Source organism: Paenarthrobacter sp. Y-19, assembly GCF_029223985.1.
Lineage (GTDB): Bacteria > Actinomycetota > Actinomycetes > Actinomycetales > Micrococcaceae > Arthrobacter > Arthrobacter nicotinovorans.
The window spans coordinates 1,800,401-1,818,342 of sequence record NZ_CP119414.1 but is presented as its reverse complement, the minus strand read 5'-3'; the positions used below and the strand labels follow the sequence as shown (position 1 = coordinate 1,818,342).

The 17,942-nt window shown below is 62.7% G+C and carries 18 protein-coding genes; 7 read left to right on the top strand and 11 right to left on the bottom strand.

Going from position 1 to position 17,942, the window contains the following annotated elements; genetic code table 11:
- The first annotated feature begins 216 nt into the window (after nucleotides 1-216).
- Genes PYR64_RS08405 through PYR64_RS08395 form a run of 3 tightly spaced genes read left to right on the top strand, consistent with a single transcriptional unit; the run spans nucleotide 217 to nucleotide 2,221 of the window.
- The gene (locus PYR64_RS08405) at nucleotides 217-843 is read left to right on the top strand and encodes a biotin transporter BioY (protein WP_018777585.1); all 627 of its coding nucleotides are present in this window, start codon (nucleotides 217-219) and stop codon (nucleotides 841-843) included.
- Nucleotides 840-1,577, top strand: coding sequence for an ABC transporter ATP-binding protein (locus tag PYR64_RS08400; protein WP_064722126.1), 738 nt, complete (start codon nucleotides 840-842; stop codon nucleotides 1,575-1,577). Before PYR64_RS08405 ends, PYR64_RS08400 begins: the two co-directional genes overlap by 4 nt.
- Nucleotides 1,574-2,221: an energy-coupling factor transporter transmembrane protein EcfT gene (locus PYR64_RS08395; RefSeq protein WP_064722125.1), complete on the top strand. Its 648-nt coding sequence runs from the start codon at nucleotides 1,574-1,576 to the stop codon at nucleotides 2,219-2,221. The genes PYR64_RS08400 and PYR64_RS08395 overlap by 4 nt, the downstream gene beginning before the upstream one ends.
- Here the strand turns inward: PYR64_RS08395 and PYR64_RS08390 are convergent.
- Both PYR64_RS08390 and PYR64_RS08385 read right to left on the bottom strand, forming a co-directional pair.
- Nucleotides 2,206-3,420 carry a thiolase family protein gene (locus PYR64_RS08390; RefSeq protein WP_275779385.1) on the bottom strand — a complete coding sequence of 405 codons (1,215 nt, stop codon included), beginning with the start codon at nucleotides 3,418-3,420 and terminating at the stop codon, nucleotides 2,206-2,208. The two genes, PYR64_RS08395 and PYR64_RS08390, sit on opposite strands and share 16 nt — an antisense overlap.
- Complete coding sequence (locus PYR64_RS08385; RefSeq protein WP_275779384.1) at nucleotides 3,392-4,819, bottom strand: AMP-binding protein; 1,428 nt, start codon at nucleotides 4,817-4,819, stop codon at nucleotides 3,392-3,394. The genes PYR64_RS08390 and PYR64_RS08385 overlap by 29 nt, the downstream gene beginning before the upstream one ends.
- Nucleotides 4,820-4,880: 61 nt before the next feature.
- Here PYR64_RS08385 and PYR64_RS08380 point away from each other — a divergent pair, with 61 nt between their 5' ends.
- Nucleotides 4,881-5,783, top strand: a complete 903-nt coding sequence (locus PYR64_RS08380) for a neutral zinc metallopeptidase (protein ID WP_018777580.1) — start codon at nucleotides 4,881-4,883, stop codon at nucleotides 5,781-5,783.
- A gap of 85 nt (nucleotides 5,784-5,868) precedes the next feature.
- Here PYR64_RS08380 and PYR64_RS08375 read toward each other — a convergent pair whose 3' ends face one another.
- Genes PYR64_RS08375 through PYR64_RS08350 form a run of 6 tightly spaced genes read right to left on the bottom strand, consistent with a single transcriptional unit; the run spans nucleotide 5,869 to nucleotide 11,028 of the window.
- Nucleotides 5,869-6,201, bottom strand: coding sequence for a metal-sulfur cluster assembly factor (locus PYR64_RS08375; protein WP_018777579.1), 333 nt, complete (start codon nucleotides 6,199-6,201; stop codon nucleotides 5,869-5,871).
- Nucleotides 6,202-6,214: 13 nt separating this feature from the next.
- Complete coding sequence (gene sufC / locus PYR64_RS08370; RefSeq protein ID WP_018777578.1) at nucleotides 6,215-7,000, bottom strand: Fe-S cluster assembly ATPase SufC; 786 nt, start codon at nucleotides 6,998-7,000, stop codon at nucleotides 6,215-6,217.
- 43 nt (nucleotides 7,001-7,043) lie between these two features.
- On the bottom strand, nucleotides 7,044-7,400 hold the full coding sequence (locus tag PYR64_RS08365) for a non-heme iron oxygenase ferredoxin subunit (protein WP_018777577.1): 357 nt from the start codon (nucleotides 7,398-7,400) through the stop codon (nucleotides 7,044-7,046).
- A gap of 36 nt (nucleotides 7,401-7,436) precedes the next feature.
- Nucleotides 7,437-8,741, bottom strand: coding sequence for a Fe-S cluster assembly protein SufD (gene sufD, locus PYR64_RS08360; RefSeq protein ID WP_275779383.1), 1,305 nt, complete (start codon nucleotides 8,739-8,741; stop codon nucleotides 7,437-7,439).
- A 2-nt stretch (nucleotides 8,742-8,743) separates the two neighbouring features.
- Nucleotides 8,744-10,207 (bottom strand): Fe-S cluster assembly protein SufB, encoded by a 1,464-nt coding sequence (sufB, locus tag PYR64_RS08355; protein WP_018777575.1) that lies wholly within the window; start codon nucleotides 10,205-10,207, stop codon nucleotides 8,744-8,746.
- Nucleotides 10,207-11,028, bottom strand: a complete 822-nt coding sequence (locus PYR64_RS08350; RefSeq protein ID WP_026267140.1) for a helix-turn-helix domain-containing protein — start codon at nucleotides 11,026-11,028, stop codon at nucleotides 10,207-10,209. Before PYR64_RS08350 ends, sufB begins: the two co-directional genes overlap by 1 nt.
- 109 nt (nucleotides 11,029-11,137) lie before the next feature.
- Between PYR64_RS08350 and PYR64_RS08345 the strand changes: the two genes are divergently transcribed.
- The 3 genes from PYR64_RS08345 to PYR64_RS08335 are packed head-to-tail and all read left to right on the top strand — an operon-like array spanning nucleotide 11,138 to nucleotide 13,858.
- The gene (locus PYR64_RS08345) at nucleotides 11,138-12,103 is read left to right on the top strand and encodes an ABC transporter ATP-binding protein (RefSeq protein WP_039241235.1); all 966 of its coding nucleotides are present in this window, start codon (nucleotides 11,138-11,140) and stop codon (nucleotides 12,101-12,103) included.
- Nucleotides 12,100-12,864 carry an ABC transporter permease gene (locus PYR64_RS08340; protein ID WP_018777572.1) on the top strand — a complete coding sequence of 255 codons (765 nt, stop codon included), beginning with the start codon at nucleotides 12,100-12,102 and terminating at the stop codon, nucleotides 12,862-12,864. The genes PYR64_RS08345 and PYR64_RS08340 overlap by 4 nt, the downstream gene beginning before the upstream one ends.
- A 49-nt stretch (nucleotides 12,865-12,913) precedes the next feature.
- Entirely contained in the window at nucleotides 12,914-13,858 is a 945-nt protein-coding gene (locus PYR64_RS08335; RefSeq protein ID WP_275779382.1) for a COX15/CtaA family protein, read from the top strand.
- A gap of 68 nt (nucleotides 13,859-13,926) precedes the next feature.
- Here the strand turns inward: PYR64_RS08335 and PYR64_RS08330 are convergent, their stop codons facing one another.
- From PYR64_RS08330 to PYR64_RS08320, 3 genes are read right to left on the bottom strand one after another with little or no spacing between them, the layout of a single operon-like run.
- Nucleotides 13,927-15,873, bottom strand: coding sequence for an ATP-binding cassette domain-containing protein (locus PYR64_RS08330; RefSeq protein ID WP_275779381.1), 1,947 nt, complete (start codon nucleotides 15,871-15,873; stop codon nucleotides 13,927-13,929).
- A gap of 10 nt (nucleotides 15,874-15,883) precedes the next feature.
- Nucleotides 15,884-17,050 (bottom strand): hypothetical protein, encoded by a 1,167-nt coding sequence (locus PYR64_RS08325; protein ID WP_275779380.1) that lies wholly within the window; start codon nucleotides 17,048-17,050, stop codon nucleotides 15,884-15,886.
- Nucleotides 17,037-17,942 (bottom strand): hypothetical protein, encoded by a 906-nt coding sequence (locus PYR64_RS08320; RefSeq protein WP_275779379.1) that lies wholly within the window; start codon nucleotides 17,940-17,942, stop codon nucleotides 17,037-17,039. The genes PYR64_RS08325 and PYR64_RS08320 overlap by 14 nt, the downstream gene beginning before the upstream one ends.

Genomic DNA, 17,942 nt, shown 5'->3' with positions numbered 1-17,942 from the left:
CGGGGTGCGGCCGTGAGAACAGCCTGTTCAAGTCTACCGGCACCCAGGGCACGGACTGACATCCTCTTCCAACAGCGGAAACTGTGCCAACGACCAAAGATTCCCCGAGCACCCTTGTAGGGAGGCTCCAAAATCCACGTCGCCCCGCATCCGTATTGTCGAAGCCAGGGGAAACAAGTACTTTCATCGCACCCATCTCATCCGTTAGGACCCGTCATGAGCAAGACCGATGCTGTCACTGTGCAGCGGCCCACCACCTCACGCAAACGCTGGAACGCAACCGATATCGGTCTCATCGCCGTCTTTGCAGCCCTCGTGGCCGCGTCGTCGATCGTACCCGGCATTCCGGTGGGCGCCCTTGGTGTGCCCATCACTTTGGTGACCCTGACCGTGATGCTCAGCGGACTGGTACTTGGCGCCGGTCGCGGCTTCGCCGCCGTCGGACTCTATGTCTTATTGGGCCTGGCGGGTTTGCCCATCTTCAGCGGAGGCCGCAGCGGCCTGGGTATCCTCGCGAGCCCTTCGGCCGGGTACATCATCGCTTTCCCGCTGGCGGCGGCGGCCACAGGCTACCTTGCCGCCGTAGTGATCCGCAGGACCGTCAAATACCGGGGACTTTGGCTGTTCGCTGCCACCATGGCCAGCAGTCTCGTTGTTGTCCATGGCCTGGGCATCCTCGGCATGATGGTCAACGCCAAACTCGACTTCAGCAAGGCACTGCTCGCTGACGTGCCGTTCCTTCCCGGGGACACCCTCAAGAACGTCCTGGCCGTGATCATCGCCCTGGCAATTCACAAGGCATTCCCGGATGTCTTGGTACGTCGGGTTAAGCAGGGAAGTTGAACAGCATCAGTTTCAACGGGGTCTCGGTGCGCGTGGCTGTGGACACCGGCGACGCACCCAAGACACTGCTGCACCGGTTTTCTCTGGAGCTCACGGAGCGTCGTATCGGTGTGATCGGTGCCAATGGCTCCGGCAAGTCCACCTTTCTCCGGCTCTTCAACGGTCTGGTGGCTCCCACTGATGGAACAGTCGTGGTGCATGGCCGCAGCACGGATTCAGATGTCCGCCGCGTGCGGGCGAACGTAGGTTTCGTTTTCACAGATCCGTTGTCCCAACTGGTGATGCCGACAGGGCGGGAAGATGTTGAGCTGTCCCTGCGGCGTTCCGTCAGGAACTCCAAGGAACGCACTGCAAGGGCCGAAACCGTTCTCGACCGCTTCGGGCTCCTCCGCGTAGCCGACCAGAGCATCTATGAACTCTCCGGCGGAGAACGCCAACTGCTCGCACTGGCCGCGGTGCTGGCCGTCAACCCCGGGGTTCTGGTCCTTGATGAACCGTCCACCCTGCTGGATCTGCGCAACCGCGAACTGCTGCGCCGGACCATTGCGGGGCTGGACCAACAGGTCATCATGTCCACGCATGACCTCGACCTGGTTCTCGACATGGACCGGGTCCTGGTGGTGGAGGACGGTCGCATAGTGTTCGACGGCGGCGCGGCCGAAGCCGTGGCCCATTACCGCGCGCTGTGCGAAGGTACAGCAGTCGAACTGCCCGTGGAAGGGTTACCGAGGTGAGGGGCCACGGCCACCTGCTCGCACAGCACGTCCCTGGCAGTTCCCTGATACACCGCACTCCCCTGTGGCTGAAATTCCTTGTGGTGGCGGCCTGCGGAACGGCGTCGTTCCTGATTGTCGACTGGGCAGTATCCCTGGCCGTCTTCATCGTCATGTGCGGGCTTTTCCTGCTCAGCGGCGCCGGGATCAAACGACTCCTGGGGTCCCTCTGGATGGTCACGCCCATCCTTCTGGCCATCGGTCTTTTCCAGTGGTGGCAGTTGGGCGGACCAACAGCGGCGCGCATCGTGCTGAATGTACTGGTATGCGTCGTGGCCGCTTCAGTGCTGACCGCCACCACCCCCGTGCAGGATTTGCTGGATGGCGTGGTGTCCCTCTCCAAACCGTTCCGCCGGTTCGGCGCCGATCCCGAACGTTTCGCACTGACCATTGCCGTGATGCTGCGCAGCATCCCGTTTATCGCCGGCGCCTTCGCCGATGTCCGCGATTCCGCGCGCGCCCGGGGCCTTGAACGGAACCCCAGGGCCTTGGTCCTGCCCGTGTTCATCTCGACCGTGGCCTATGCACGACAGACCGGCGACGCCCTCGCTGCCAGGGGGCTGGGCGAAGCCGACGAAGCTCCCTTGAGTCAGAGCCGCGAGTAACGCATAAGGCTGGCGGTGCCCATGCCGCCGGCGATGCTGATCATCGCCAGCCCGAGGGTCCCGGATCCTGTCTCGCGGTACCGTCTCCTGGCCTGCGCCAAGAGCCGCGTCACCAGAACCGCCCCCGATGCACCGTACCCGTGACCCAACGCCAGGGCACCGCCTTCACGGTTCGCCCGGGCAGGATCCAGGCCCAAGTGTTCCAGGCATGCGATGGTTTGCGATGCGAACGCCTCGTTGAACTCGATGAGGTCCAGCGTGTTTGCTGCCACACCACGACTGGCGAGCAATCGTTCGGCAGCATGGGCGGCACCAATACCCAGCAGATCCGGATCAACGCCTGCCGTGTCGTTGCCAAGCACCTCGAGTCCGTCCACCGCACCCATCGCGCGTGCCCGCGCCATGGAGGTCACCACGACGGCGGACGCGGCGTCCGCGTCGAAGCACGAGTTCGCTGCCGTGACTGTTCCACCGGTCACGAAGGCGGCCGGGAAACGGGCCATCAAAGCGGGTCGCAGCGAAGGCCTGGGACCGTCATCGGACATCACGGGCCCATCAGTGCCGCTCAGCGGGACGATTTCGTCGAAATATCGGCCCGCAGCGGCAGCCTCCACTGCGCGGCGGTGGCTGCGGAGGGCATACTCGTCCTGCCTCTCCCTGGTCACGCCGAAAGTCCTGGCAACATTTTCCGCAGCGACTCCCATGTCCGGGTCTCCGAACTGTGGCGGCACGAAGGTGGCCCGGGAGTAGAACTCGAGTCCGCCGTCGTGATCCTTGTTGGCCCTGGCCGGGGCCGTACTGATGCTTTCGACGCCGCCGGCCAGGAACAGCGGATCACCACCGGCGGCAACCAGCCGGGATGCCAGCGCTATGGCGTCCAGACCGGAGCCGCACTGACGGTCAACCGTTAGCCCCGGGACGGTGACAGGCAGGCCGGCCTGGAGCGCGGCGTACCGGGCGAGGTTTCCACCCCCGCCCACTGCGTTGCCGATGATGACGTCGTCCACGTCCGAGGGTTCCACCGCCGTGGAGTCCAGCAGCGAAGCCAGGACCGGTGCCAGGAGATCCGGCGCGCGGAGATGCTTGAGTTGCCCGTTGGCGCGGCAAACCGGCGATCGAAGGGCCGCAATGATGACAGGTTGCCGGGCGGGGTCCGTTTGCGTCGCCGTGCTAACCAAGGGGCTGTGCCCTGGAATCATGGTTCTTGATCCAATCCAGCAGCACCTTACGGCTGACTTTGCCACGATCCGTTATTGGCAGTTCGGAGAGCAGGTAGAACTGCAGCGGCCACTTATCCCGCGCCAGCAGGCCGTCGAGCCCGGTGCGGAGCTGCGTCGCCGTCACGGCGCCATAGGCAGGAACGACGCCGGCGATCACCTTTTGACCGCGGATGTCGTCAGGTGCGCCGGCGGCGACCGCCACCTCGATGCCCGGCACAGAGGCCATGGCCAGTTCCACCTCGTGCGGGTACACGTTCTTCCCTGAAGTGACGATCATGTCCGAACGCCTGCCGAGAATGTGGAGGACTCCCCCTCGGAGGTAGCCCTGGTCCCCTACCGTGTACCAGCCGTTGAGGCAGCGCAGGGCGTGCCCGTCGTCGCCCCACAAGTAGCCATTGCTGACCATTCCGCTGCGCACGCTGATGTTGCCGTGGGTGCCTTCGGGCAAAACGTTGCCGGCGTCGTCGAGAATGCTGAGCTCCACACCCGGGAAAGGGGTTCCGATGCCCGTGCCCCCCACATCCAGCGGTTCACCGGCGGCCAGCCGGGTACCCGAGACGAAACTCAACTCCGAAGCGCCATAGTACTCATAAATGGCAGCATGCGGTGCCCAGCGCCTGGCAGCTTCCAGGGTCCGTGCGTCCAGCTTCGAACCGGCGCAGATGATACTGCGGATACCGGAGGCGTCCACGTCGCCCGCCAGGCCCCGTTCGCTCAGCAACCGCAGCATGGTGGGGGCAAGGACCAAGCGGGTGATGCCGTCATGGCTGATGGACGCATGGGCGTCTCCGACATCGAATGATTCGAGGGTGTGGAACGCGGCCCCCGCGTAAAGGCACTCGGAGAGGGCATACAGGTTCAGGCTCGCGGAAAGCGGGCCCGGCGCCAGCGTGTGGTCATCCTGCGAGAGTCCGAAGAATTCGATGGAAGCCTCGAACGAGACCTGCCACGAGCGGCGGGAACGGGTGAAGGCTTTGGGAACAGAGGTAGTACCCGAGGTCAGGCCAACCAGGAACGTGCTTGAAGGATCTCCGTCATGCAGACCGCTCCCCATTGCGGTTCCGGCTGTACCGGCAGTTTTGGCTGCGCCGCAGTTGCGGGATTCAACAAGGCGCGAGGCTACGTCTTCAATCATTGGAGCAGGCCAGAGGGGGTCAAGGACTGCGCAGCGTCGCTCCCCCGCGACGGCGGCAGCGTACCGCCCAACGAAGTCAACGGAGTTTGGTTCGGCCAGCACCGTCGTGGAGCCGGAGGCGGCCAGCAGTCCTGCTGCGCCGTCGCGAAGTCCGGCCCAAGTGATCCGGCTGCTGCCCACGACGACGGCGGTGTCGTGCGGGTGCTCATCAGCCCAGATGTGAAGTTTGTCCAGGAAAGGCATCCAGCCAATTTTACGGCAGTGTCCGCACCCTGGCATCAAAAGTGACGTCTATTCTGACAGTATGAGTTTCAACGATGGCGCGCAGCTTGACCCGTCCCAAGTCGAGGACCGACGTGGCGGTGGTATGGGCAGAGGGACCAAAATCGGTGGTGGCATCGGTGGTGGCATCGTGGTGCTGCTGCTCGCCCTCTTCGGTATCAACCCCAACATCCTCGGAGACCTGAGCGGTGGAGGGAGTCCGCCTCCCGCCGTCGAAAGCGGAACCGGAGCAGGGGGCGTGCAGGAGTGCCAGACCGGGGCTGACGCGGACAAGCGCCTCGACTGCCGCATCACCGGAACAGTTAACAGCCTCAACGCTTTCTGGCCCGACTACCTGGCCCAATACAATGTGAAATACTCGCGGCCAGGAACGGTCATCTTTGACCAGGCCACCAACACCGGATGCGGTCCGGCCACCACGGCCGTCGGGCCGTTCTACTGCCCCGCCGACGTGAAGGCCTATTTCGACCCCGGGTTCTTCGATGAACTGGTGACACGGTTTGGCTCTTCGGGCGGCCCGCTCGCCCAGGAATATGTGGTGGCCCATGAATTCGGTCACCATGTCCAGAACATCCTGGGCAACCTCGACCGGGCACAGCAGGATCCGCAAGGACCCCAGTCGGGAGGCGTTCGGGTGGAACTGCAGGCCGATTGCTATGCAGGGCTGTGGGTTCGCCACGCCACCACGCAGACTGATGCCAGCGGCAAGCCGTTCCTTGATCCCCTCACCGAGCAGGACCTGCAGGACGCGCTGTCGGCTGCTTCCGCCGTCGGAGATGACCGGATCCAGGAAGCGGCCACTGGACGAGTCTCTCCCGAATCGTGGACGCACGGATCCAGCCAACAACGGCAGAAGTGGTTCTACCAGGGATACAGCACCGGTGACATCAACAAGTGCGACACCTTTGGAGTGGCAACCCCATAGCTTTCACGCTTAAAGAGCAGAAGGGTTCCGGGCATATAGCCCGGAACCCTTCTTTATGCCCGCATTAGCGGGCGGAAATCCCGGATCAGATGTTGAAGCCGAGGGCCCGCATCTGGTCCTTGCCGTCGTCGGTGATCCGCTCCGGACCCCATGGCGGCATCCAGACCCAGTTCAGGCGCCAATCGTCAACAACTCCGTCGAGGGACTTGCCAACCTGTTCTTCAAGCACATCCGTCAGCGGGCAGGCCGCCGTGGTCAGCGTCATGTCGATCAGGAGGGCGCCGTCCTCGTCGGAGTACTTCAGGCCATAGAGGAGGCCAAGGTCCACCACGTTGACTCCGAGTTCGGGGTCAATGACGTCCTTGAGCGCTTCCTCGACGTCCTCGAGGCTGGTGCGCGCCGCGTTGATTTCGGTCATGGAACGATCCTAACTAGGCCTGCACAGCAGGAGCAACGGCAACGCCGGCGCCTGGCGCGTAGCGGTCGTAGCCCTCTTCTTCAAGGCGGTCGGCGAGCTCGGGGCCACCTTCCTCAACAACCTTGCCATCCACGAACACGTGGACGAATTCCGGCTTGATGTAGCGCAGGATGCGGGTGTAGTGGGTGATGAGCAGTGTGCCCATGTTACCGGCGTCGTGCGCACGGTTCACACCTTCGGAGACAACCTTCAAAGCATCGACGTCGAGGCCGGAGTCGGTCTCGTCCAGGATGGCGAACTTCGGCTTGAAGAGTTCCAGCTGCAGGATCTCCACGCGCTTCTTCTCACCACCGGAGAAGCCTTCGTTGACGTTGCGCTGGGCAAAGTCGGCGTCGATGCGCAGCTGCTGCATGGCAGCCTTGACGTCCTTGGTCCAGGTACGAAGTGCCGGTGCTTCGCCGTCGATCGCGGTCTTTGCGGTGCGCAGGAAGTTGGTCATGGTCACACCGGGGACCTCCACCGGGTACTGCATGGCCAGGAAGAGGCCGGCGCGGGCGCGCTCGTCAACGCTCATGTCCAGCACGTTCTCGCCGTCCAGCGTGATGGTGCCGCTGGTGACCGTGTAGCGCGGGTGGCCGGCGATCGTGGAGGCGAGGGTGGACTTTCCCGAGCCGTTGGGGCCCATGATGGCGTGGGTTTCGCCGGTCCTGATGGTCAGGCTGACGCCCTTCAGGATCTCCTTGGTGCCCTGCTCCGTCTCAATGCTGACGTGCAGGTCGTTGATCTCAAGAGTAGACATGCTCTTCTTTCTTTTCGTTCGTAAGTCTGGCGGTACTGGGCGCTCAGTAGTTCTCTACCGAAGCGCCGTTCACAACGTTGGTCACGTCCACGTAAACGTCATCGCCGTCGAGGGTGACGGCGAACACGGGCACGGGATCGTAGGCGGGCAGCTGGAGGGGTTGTCCGCTGCGGAGATCGAACTGGGAACCGTGTCCCCAGCATTCGATTGCGCAACCTTCAACTTCGCCTTCGGACAACGAGATATCCGCATGCGAGCAGGTATCGCCAATGGCGTGGATTTCGCCCATGGAATCCCTGACGATCGCTACGGGATAGTCGTCAATGAGAACCCGCAGGGCCTGCTTGACCTGGATGTCATTGGCGTTGCATACCAGTTCGCCCTTGGTTTGTTCACTCATGCTTGTCCGGACTGCCTGTCTTTGTTGGGTTCGTCGTTAGTTCTCGGTCGCCGCGAGCTCGCGCTCAACAGCGTCCGTCAGGCGATCTTCGATGGCCGGTACGTTGATCTTCTGGATGATCTCGTTGAGGAAGCCGCGGACTACGAGCCTGCGGGCAACTTCTTCCGGAATACCGCGGGCCATGAGGTAGAAGAGGTGCTCGTCGTCGAAACGTCCGGTAGCGCTGGCGTGGCCTGCACCGGCAATGAGACCCGTCTCGATCTCCAGGTTCGGCACGGAGTCGGCGCGGCAGCCATCGGTCAGAACCAGGTTCTGGTTCTTCTCGTAGCTGTCGGTTCCTTCGGCATTCTTCTGGATCAGGACATCGCCCACCCATACGGTGTGTGCACCCTTGCCTTGCAAAGCACCCTTGTACAGCACGTTGGACACGCAGTTCGCCTGACCGTGGTCAACGAACGTGCGGTGCTCAAGGTGCTGGCCGGCGTCTGCGAAGTACAGGCCGAAGAGTTCAACCTCGCCACCCGGAGCAGCAAAGCGTGCAGTCGGGGTGACACGGACGAGGTCTCCACCGAGGCTGACCACGATGTGCTTGAACTTGGCATCGCGGCCGATCTTCGCCTGCTGGGACGAAGCATGAACGGAGTCATCGTTCCATTCCTGCAGGGACACGACGGTCAGCTCTGCGCCATCCCCAAGAACGATTTCCACGTTCTCCGACACAACGGCAGAACCTTCGTGGCCGAGGACCAGGACACCCTTGGAGAACTTCTCCGCCACCACAACGATGTGCTGGGCAGCGGCATCGGTACCGGCGCCGGTCAAGGTAACCGTGATTTCCGACTCGAGCGTGGTCTCCGAGGGAACCGTGATCACAGTGGCTTCCTTGAAGCCGGACCAGGCGTTGGCAGAAACACGGTCTTCCGGAATGCCGGCCAAGCCGATGCGGCGGTCATCACGGCCGACAGTTTCGACAGTGACGCCGGCGGGTGCGGAAACCGTGACAGCCGGCGCCGCGCCGATAAGGGCTTCGGAATGCAGCCCACGGAGACGACGAAGCGGAGTAAACCGCCAGTCCTCTTCGAGTCCGGTCAGTGCCTTGAAATCGTCAAGGTTGTACGAGGTGAGACGGCCGGCGCGGGAGCTGTCCGGGACGCCTACCCCGCCACCGTGGGAGTGGCTCTTGGACGAAGCGCCCGCGAGCGGACCCGCCGACGGCTTTGCCGCCGTCGAACCGTCAGCGTTGATGGGCGAGAGGTTCTCGCCTTCCTCCGTGAAGCCGTCGATAAAGGGCTGTGCTGAAGGCGCGCCGATGCGGGCCTTTTCAGTAGTGATATCAGTCATTATTAACCGACGGATCCTTCCATCTGAAGTTCAATCAAGCGGTTCAGCTCAAGGGCATATTCCATGGGCAGCTCGCGGGCGATCGGCTCGATAAAGCCGCGCACGATCATGGCCATGGCCTCGTCCTCCGGCATTCCGCGGGACATCAGGTAGAAGAGCTGTTCTTCGCTGACACGGGAAACGGTGGCCTCGTGGCCGAGTACGACGTCATCCTCACGGATGTCGATGTACGGGTACGTGTCCGACCGCGAAATGGTGTCCACCAGCAGTGCGTCACAGCGGACCGTGTTGGCAGAGTGCTTGGCACCCTCGCGGACCTGGACCAAGCCGCGGTAGGCAGCGCGGCCACCACCACGGGCGACAGATTTGGAAATGATGGAACTCTTGGTGTTCGGCGCGATGTGGACCATCTTTGAGCCGGTGTCCTGGTGCTGGCCCTCGCCTGCGAAAGCGATGGACAGCGTCTCACCCTTGGCGTGCTCGCCAACGAGGTAGACGGCCGGGTACTTCATGGTCACCTTGGAGCCGATGTTGCCATCGACCCACTCCATGGTGGCGCCCTCTTCGCAGATGGCACGCTTGGTGACCAGGTTGTACACGTTGTTGGACCAGTTCTGGATGGTCGTGTAGCGGACGCGTGCGCCCTTCTTCACGATGATCTCCACGACCGCGGAGTGCAGCGAGTCTGAGGTGTAGATCGGAGCCGTGCAACCTTCGATGTAGTGAACGTAGGAGTCCTCATCGGCGATGATCAAGGTGCGCTCGAACTGGCCCATGTTCTCCGTGTTGATACGGAAGTAGGCCTGGAGCGGGATGTCGACGTGCACACCCTTGGGCACATACACGAATGATCCGCCGGACCAAACAGCCGTGTTCAGCGATGCGAACTTGTTGTCGCCCACGGGGATGATGGTGCCGAAGTACTCCTGGAAGATCTCAGGGTGCTCACGCAGCGCGGTGTCGGTGTCCAGGAAGATGACGCCCTGGGCTTCCAGGTCCTCACGGATCTGGTGGTAGACAACCTCGGACTCGTACTGGGCGGCCACGCCCGAGACGAGGCGGCTGCGCTCAGCTTCCGGAATACCCAGTTTCTCGTAGGTGTTCCGGATGTCTTCGGGAAGGTCTTCCCAGGTTGCCGCCTGCTTTTCGGTGGAGCGCACGAAGTACTTGATGTTATCGAAATCGATGCCCGAGAGGTCTGCACCCCAGGTAGGCATGGGTTTGCGGTCGAAGTACTTCAGGCCTTTGAGGCGCAGATCGAGCATCCATTCGGGCTCGTTCTTCTTCGAGGAGATGTCGCGGACGACCTCCTCGTTGAGGCCACGACGGGCATTGGCGCCTACGTCGTTCTTGTCGGCCCAGCCGTACTCGTAGTTTCCGATACCGTGCAGTTCGGGATTCTTCTCCAGAATCTCCGAGATCACAGTGCCGTCGGCTACCGCTTTCTCTGCTATTTGGTCCGTCATCACGGCCTTTCTTGCTGGTTGTTAGATTCCTGATACGGGCTCTTGGGTTGCACTTCAGCGCCTGGGGGCACCGTGGCAGCCAATCGCCCGGTAGGTATGTGGGTGGTGCAAACATGTCCGCCCTGCGCGAGCGTCGAGAGGCGCCGGACGTCGACTCCCACCAAACGGGAGAAGACCTTGGTCTCGGCATCGCAGAACACCGGGAACTCCGCGGCGAGACGTTGAATGGGGCAATGCCCTTGGCACAGCTGAACGCTGGACAACGCTGCGGGCAACGGCGCCTTGGCTTCGATGGAATGGGCGGAGGCAACAAAGCCGTCGCGGCTCAATGCCTTGGATAGTGCCATGGCCCTGGCGGTGATGTCGTCCCCTGCGGCCTGGACTTCCGGTGCATAGCGCCTTTCCATGTCCGCGAAACGCTCTTCCGCATACTCCCGGACAGCGTCCTCGCCCGCAAGTTCCTGGAGGCGACGCAGGGCCGAGCTTGCGATGTTCAGGTAGTCATCGCCCAGCTTGGACTGCCCCTGTGAACTCAGGACATAGCGACGCGCGGGCCGACCGGCGCCTGAACCGGCCTTGGCAACACGCTTGACCTCAATGACGCCACTGCGTTCAAGATGGTCAAGGTGCCTGCGAACGGCGGCGGGGGTAAATCCGAGGAGATCTCCCAGCTCGGCTGCGCTGACAGGACCATTCTCGAGCACGGCGCTGAGGACGCGGTCACGGGTGCGGTCATCCGCGTCCGGCAGCGAGGGTGAGGCAACAAGGGCCTCTCCCGCTGCAGCATGCCGCTTTTGGGGCATGGATACTGGACTGCTCATGGAATACACAACACAATCATGTCGTAATTTGTTTCACGCATCCAGTAAGGCAAGACTGACCTTGGCTCCGCGCCAAGTGTGACCGTACTACTTCACGTAGAATACTTTGGTGCGCTCACCCGAATCTCCTGTCCTCACCATAGACGGACTCATCAAGGATGTAGGCCCTTTGGCCTCCCTCGACGGCAAAATGTTACGGGTGGTCAGTGGACTGTCCCTGGTGGCAGAGCGTGGCCAGGTAACCGCACTTCTTGGTGCGAACGGGGCCGGCAAGACCACCACGCTGGAGTGTGCCCAGGGCCTGCAGAAGCGAACCGGCGGCTCCATCACCCTTCTGGGGGCGGATCCGGACACTGCAGGTGCTGAACTGCGCGCCCGGGTAGGCGTGATGCTCCAGGACGGTGGCCTGCCGCCGTCGGCCCGTCCGATCCCGTTGTTGCGCCACGTGGCCGGCATGTACAAGAACCCCATGAACGTCGATGCCCTGGTGGAGCGGCTGGGCATCAACCAGTTCAGCAGGACCGGGGTGCGGCGTCTTTCCGGGGGTCAAAAGCAACGGCTGGCTTTGGCGGCAGCCCTCGTTGGAAACCCGGAGATCCTGTTCCTTGATGAGCCCAGTGCCGGGCTCGATCCGCAGTCGCGGCAAATGGTGTTCGAACTTATTGCCGAACTGCGGGACGCGGGCATGGGAATCGTTCTCACCACGCATCTGATGGACGACGCCGAGCGGCTGGCGGACTACGTCTACATCATCGACGGCGGACACAACGTGGCGGAAGGGACAGTGGCTGAACTCCTCAGGCATGACCATTCCACCGAATCCGGAGCGTCAGACCGGACCCTGTACTTCGATGCTCCTGCAGGTCTCGACTTCGCAGGCGTCGTGGGAGCCGGGCTCCGCATTACCGAGTCCCGCTCCGGAAGTTACGCCATTGCCGGCGCCATAACTCCCGCTGACCTCGCCGGGCTGACTGCCTGGTGGGCAGAACGGAACATCATGCCTGCATCGCTGCGCCTGGAATCACGAAGCCTCGAGGACGTCTTCCTCGACATCTCCGGAAGGGACCTCCGATGACCGGCCTACTCGCTCCCAACGCAGGTCCGGCGTCCCTGCCCCGCCGCATCATGCAGCAGGGACGGTACGAAACCATCACCATGCTGCGCAACGGTGAGCAGCTCATCCTCGCCATCGTCCTTCCGTTGATGGCCTTGGTGGGCCTGGTGGTGACCCCGCTGCTGGACGGTCTCGGTCCCTCGCGGGTAGATACCGCTACGCCGGGCATCCTGGCTCTTTGCGCCATGTCCACCGCGTTTACCGGACAAGGCATTGCCACAGGATTTGATCGCCGCTACGGGGTGCTCCGCTTCCTCTCCACCACCCCGCTTGGCAGGGGCGGCCTCATTGCAGGGAAGATCCTTGCCGTGCTGGTGGTCCTTGCCCTCCAGGTCCTGGTGGTTGGCGCCGTGGCAGGTTTCCTTGGATGGCAGCCACGCCCGGAAGCCTGGCTTCCCGGGCTGGGCCTGCTCGTCCTTGGCGCAGCAGCTTTCACGGCTCTCGGTTTGCTGGTGGCCGGCACTGTGCGGCCCGAGGCTACGCTCGCCATTACCAATTTGCTCTGGATCCTGCTTGGTGCGCTGGGCGGAATCGTCGTACCGGCCGATCGCCTGCCGGCGGTTCTGCAGGGCATTGTGCATTTCCTGCCTTCCGGGGCACTTGGGCAAGGACTGAGGGATGCCTTCCTTCAGGGCACCATTCCCTTGTCTGCCGTTGTGATCCTGCTGCTGTGGACCGTGCTGGCAGGCGGCGCGGCCATCCGCTGGTTCAAATGGAACTAAGCAAATCCGAGCAAAACTGATCCGAGCAGAACTAAGAAGTGAGAAAACTGTGAGCACGGCATCCCGCCTCCCGAAAACCGTCCAGCAATGGACATCCAAACTGCCCACCGAGGTCAACTCGGCCGTACGTCGCTTGGCGTTGCTGTCGCTCATCGGGCAGACCATCCTGGTGGTGACAGGGGGCGCCGTACGGCTTACCGCATCCGGTTTGGGCTGCCCTACGTGGCCCCGCTGCACCAACGACTCCTTGGTCAATGCCCCCGAAATGGGCATCCATGGTTTCATTGAGTTCGGCAACCGCCTGCTCACCTTTGCCCTGGCCGCCGTCGCCGCGCTCATGCTGGTGTACCTGTGGAACCTCCGCAAGCAGCGCCGGGACCTCTTCCTGCTGGCACTTGGCCTTCTTGCCAGCATCCCGGCGCAGGCCATTATTGGCGGGATCACCGTGCTCTCCAACCTCAACCCCTGGGTTGTGGGCCTGCATTTCCTTGTCTCGATGGCACTCGTTGTCTTCGCAACTTTGCTGGTCAACAGGGCCTACGGGCGAACGGGCCGATTCATGAACAGGACCCTGCCGGCACTACCTTCAGTAACTCGTCCCCTGATGATGGCGGTTGCCGTGTTCTCCGCCATCGCTGTCATGCTCGGCGTCGTGGTCACAGGAGCCGGCCCGCACGCCGGGGACGCCGATGCTCCGAGGAATGACCTCGACTGGGATCTCTTTTCACACATCCACGCCATTCCCGCCTACCTCATCACGGCCGGCACCCTCCTCGCCGTGTTCCTGGTGGTCCGGCGCAGGATCAGTGGTCCGTTCCGCACTGCTGCCTTCCTCTTGCTGGGCGTGACGTTGCTGCAGGCAGTCATTGGCTTCACCCAGTACTACAACGGCATTCCGGCGCTTCTGGTGGGGGCGCACATGCTGGGCGCTGCGCTGCTGATGAGCGCTGCCACGAATGCAGCGGACGTCGCCAAACACAGTCCGGTCGGCTAGGCGTACTTGTCGGGTTGGGAACAGGCCCTCGGGTAACGCGCTTCTGGTAGCTGGTTACCTGCCAGTGGCTAGAGGCGAATCAACTGGGCTGGGTCGGCCCTGGATGCAACGAGGGCAGGGTACGCGGCAGCGATGGTGCCGCTCAGGGTGCCTGCGCCGATTCCCCAGAGTGCGGCAAACCCTGGAATGGCCGGCACCCAGCCCTCACTCGCCGCATAGCTAAGGACAGCGGCCATTCCAATGGCGGCCCCTGCTGCGCCGCCGATCGCCCCGACGATGGCCCCTTCCAGGAGAAACATGCAGCCCAGCGGCCAGCGCCGCATACCGAGGGCCCGCCTCAAGGCGATCTCATTGAACCTCGCTGTCACTCCGAGATACATCGTCGTGCCTGCGCTGAGGCACGCGATGGCCAACAGGACGACAGAGACTATCGCTACCAGTTGGCCGAGATCCGAATTGATTCCTTGCTTGAGTTCGCGTAGGTCAGCCACCGTCTCAATCTTGACGGCGCCCGTTTCGGTGGGATTTAGCGCCTTGGGAATTGCCTCCGCAATTGCGGCAGGCATTCCGGGGTCCGTGCGCAAAACCAGGCTGGCCGCCATTCTGTCTGTGACGGAATAGGATCCGAGTCCCACCACCACAGCTTCGGTCAGAATGGGGTCCCGTCCCGGGTCCGTAATGAGGCCGACCACCGGAACAGGTTGCCCAAAGAGCCAGACGACGGCGCCGGGCCCAGGGGTGCCGATGCCCAGATCCTGCGCTGCTCCTCGACCGATGAATGCCACTGGACCACCAAATGATTGATCGAGCAGGGCCGGGTCACCGAACGAAACCGTTGCGCCTTGTATCGCCAGATAGCCGGAGTCCGCCACTCTGACTGCCCCACCAAATACGGGTTGATCAGGAAAAGTGCCTGGGCGGAAGGTTGACGGGAGGACAACCGAAGCCGATAGCTCGGCGACAATTCCGCCTCCCCGGACTCCCTTAAGCTGCTTTGCTCGTCCGAGGTCGGATCGGACCGCATCCCAGGATGGGTACCCGCCGTCGCGGTTTACTCGGACTTCATCGCTGGCGGCGTCGTCAATGCGGTCCACGACCTTAACGGCGGCGCTTTCGCTAAGACCGATGGCTGCGACCAAGCCACCGCTGCCGATGAGAAAAGCCAGAATCAAGAGCAGTGCCTTCCCGGGTCGTCCGGTAAGGGCGGAGAGTGCCTCGGCAACGAGGTCGGTGAACTCACTTATGCGCTGACGCTTGAGGGCGGACGCGGATGGGGAAACCTGTGCGTCCGTCGCCGTCGCTTGACGGACCGCCGCTCCCGTATCGCTGATCACCTGGCCGTCCCGTATCGTGATGACTCTGTCTGCGGAGGCGGCAGTGCCCGGATCATGAGTGACCATGATGACGGTGGTCCCGCCCTCGTGAAGCTCGCGTAAGTGCTGCAGCACAATCGCGCCGTTGGCTGTGTCGAGGCTTCCAGTGGGCTCGTCAGCGAGGATAACGTCTGGATCACCGACGACAGCGCGGGCGATTGCGAGCCGTTGCCGTTCACCGCCAGAGAGCCTCGCCGCCGGTGTGCCCACGCGATGGTCGAGGCCAAAACGATGTAATTGCGGCCAGACCAGCGATTTCTGAAGCGCCGCCTTTATCCCCCGGGCGCGAAGACCCAGCGTGGCGTTGCGTGCTGTTGAGTCGCGTCCCACCACATGGGAGTCCTGAAAGACAAAGCCAAATGTACGGGCCCTGCTTTCAGCGCGTTGGCCCTCGTTGAATCCTGCCGTGTTCGCGCAGCTAAGGAGGTAGGTACCGCTGGTCGCCGTATCCAAAAGGCCCAGGATGTTGAGGAGCGTCGACTTGCCGGAACCTGAAAGTCCCACGATCGCTACAAATTCCCCCGCATGGATATCCAGGTCGATGCTTCTGAGCGCTTCCGTTCCCGAAAAGGAGCGGGTGACCCCACGCAGGCTTAGGAGCGCCGGCCGACCGTTCGGGTCGCACTTTGCTGGTTCAGGCACAGTTGTTCGATCATGGGAGTCGGACATGATCCCCTTCCGCAATGGACGGGACATCTGCCAGGGCAGCCCACCCGTCGGCTTGGCCCGTCACAGAGACATCCACGCGTCGGACATCTGGGCCGGCCTCAACCTCAACGAAGGCACTGCCTCGCTCCTGACGGACTGCGATCAGAGGGACCGCCAAGGTTTCAGGGGCCGCGGTGATGGCAGTGACCGTTAGTGTCTGCCCGGCCGAAAACCCTGCACTGCCGGCCGTCAGCGGCAGCGTTATGTCCTTTCCCGGAATGTCGCTGCTGTCTTTTCCTCCTGCGATGAAAGCACTTACTCCGGCAACCTTTGTGTCAAGGGTTGCCGATCCGGCACGGACTGTCACAGCTGCACCCACGGGGAATGACTCCGCCTGCAGCACGTCGGCACGCGCGACGATGGTGTCAGGGGCGATGGTTACGTTGGCGACGATGCCGTCCTCTCCGAGGACAGTTCCCGGTTGTGCAATAGTTGCGATCTTTCCAACATCGCCAGGGATCTGGACGAATTCCTGCCAGCGGAAGATGACAGCCGAGGTGTTGGTATCGTCGCCGTGATTATCGGCCGCCACCTCCGTGGGCGCCTTTGATCCAGCAGCCAGGTACCAATTGGAGAGTGCCAGCTGGGTTCCGTGGTCGAATACACCGCTGGCGGGCACAGGAAATCCAAAATTGGTGAGCGCCTCCTGAAGACCTTTGACGTCAGGCCCGGACTGACCCGGTGAAATGTCCCGGTAGAGCGGGACGGCGGACGGCATGACAAGGAGTGGGCGGCCGGAGACGACGGCCACAAGTTGCCCCGGTACGAGCTCTTCGCCAGGTGACTTGGCAGCCGACGTCACCACCAGGCGGGCAATTCCGGTGGAGGCGGCAGCCTTGATGGCTGACTGCGTCCCAGGGACGACCTTGCCGGACAAGACGACCTGCTTTACGACGGCACGCCTCTCCACAGTGGCGGATACAGGAACCGTTTGCTGGGAGGCCTGAGGTGACTCGGCACTCTCTGCCGCGCTGATACCTGCCCAGTAGGCGGCCCCCAGCCCGCCCACTACCAGCACCAAGACGCACGGGAGGAGCCACCATCGCGGAATGCGCCGCATTGCAGAGTTGAGCTGGGTTTCAGGGTTCTGCATGGTTTCAGAGCTTGGCATCGGCCACGCCGTGGTCCCTCAGCACCTGCTTGGCCCGTTCGACGGATGCAGCTTTCTGGCTAGCGACTTCATTGAGCTCGGCCTGATGGTCCTTCATTTGCGCGGCCTCGTACTGCGCGAGGATGTCATACGGAAGCTGTGCCCCGCCGCTGGAGTCCTTGCATTCGACATCAAGCAATGCCATCCGAACTTCCTCTTCTTTGGACGCTGCGCCTTGGAAAGACCACGAATCCGAGCCGGCGAGCTTCAAACCCTTGGCCGCCACGCAGTCCTCCCATGCCCGCCGATATGACACGTAATCCGGGTCTCGATCAGTTAAGGCCAAGGAAGTCTGCACTATCCTGTTCTGAACCGACTGATCGACGGCCAATCCTTCGAGGAGCTCCGGAAACCCCGCCCGTCCAACAGAGTTGTAGCATTTGGTTTCGGCTTCCTGTTGTCGTGCAGTGACGGGAGATCGCTCGGGCTGCGCGTCCAGCACGCCCGGGATTTTGCGGATTTCCGGGCTGAACCCGTTCCTCGCGGCAAGGGCCCGGGACCACTGACCGTAACTGCGGTCCTGCAGTGCCTTACCGGCTCCACCCCGCGGAGCCCCGGCGAAGCCCGCATCTTCGACGCAATCGTAGATAAGGAATGCGACCGCGGTGTTGACGATGAGGTTCTCTCGATCCGAGTACCAATAGCTGCTCATGGGGAGGAGGACTTCGCCGGTGATCTCGTTGAGAGAAGCCCTTGCCCCCGCTCCGTCAGAACGGTCGACGATCGGAAGGCTGCCATCGGAACCGCGGTCTGGCGGTGAAGCTGGAGGTGCTGAACAAGCTGCTCCCAACAGAGCCACTATCGTGACGATGACAGCAAAAACCGCGGCGAGACCACCGTCCCGGGTCCTCAA

Bases quoted from the DNA above. Each gene is read 5' to 3' on its own strand.
- PYR64_RS08405 (WP_018777585.1), top strand. From the start codon at position 217: ATGAGCAAGACCGATGCTGTCACTGTGCAGCGGCCCACCACCTCACGC.
- PYR64_RS08390 (WP_275779385.1), bottom strand. From the start codon at position 3,420: ATGATTCCAGGGCACAGCCCCTTGGTTAGCACGGCGACGCAAACGGAC.
- PYR64_RS08385 (WP_275779384.1), bottom strand. From the start codon at position 4,819: ATGCCTTTCCTGGACAAACTTCACATCTGGGCTGATGAGCACCCGCAC.
- PYR64_RS08380 (WP_018777580.1), top strand. From the start codon at position 4,881: ATGAGTTTCAACGATGGCGCGCAGCTTGACCCGTCCCAAGTCGAGGAC.
- PYR64_RS08375 (WP_018777579.1), bottom strand. From the start codon at position 6,201: ATGACCGAAATCAACGCGGCGCGCACCAGCCTCGAGGACGTCGAGGAA.
- sufC (WP_018777578.1), bottom strand. From the start codon at position 7,000: ATGTCTACTCTTGAGATCAACGACCTGCACGTCAGCATTGAGACGGAG.
- PYR64_RS08365 (WP_018777577.1), bottom strand. From the start codon at position 7,400: ATGAGTGAACAAACCAAGGGCGAACTGGTATGCAACGCCAATGACATC.
- sufD (WP_275779383.1), bottom strand. From the start codon at position 8,741: ATGACTGATATCACTACTGAAAAGGCCCGCATCGGCGCGCCTTCAGCA.
- sufB (WP_018777575.1), bottom strand. From the start codon at position 10,207: ATGACGGACCAAATAGCAGAGAAAGCGGTAGCCGACGGCACTGTGATC.
- PYR64_RS08350 (WP_026267140.1), bottom strand. From the start codon at position 11,028: ATGAGCAGTCCAGTATCCATGCCCCAAAAGCGGCATGCTGCAGCGGGA.
- PYR64_RS08340 (WP_018777572.1), top strand. From the start codon at position 12,100: ATGACCGGCCTACTCGCTCCCAACGCAGGTCCGGCGTCCCTGCCCCGC.
- PYR64_RS08325 (WP_275779380.1), bottom strand. From the start codon at position 17,050: ATGCCAAGCTCTGAAACCATGCAGAACCCTGAAACCCAGCTCAACTCT.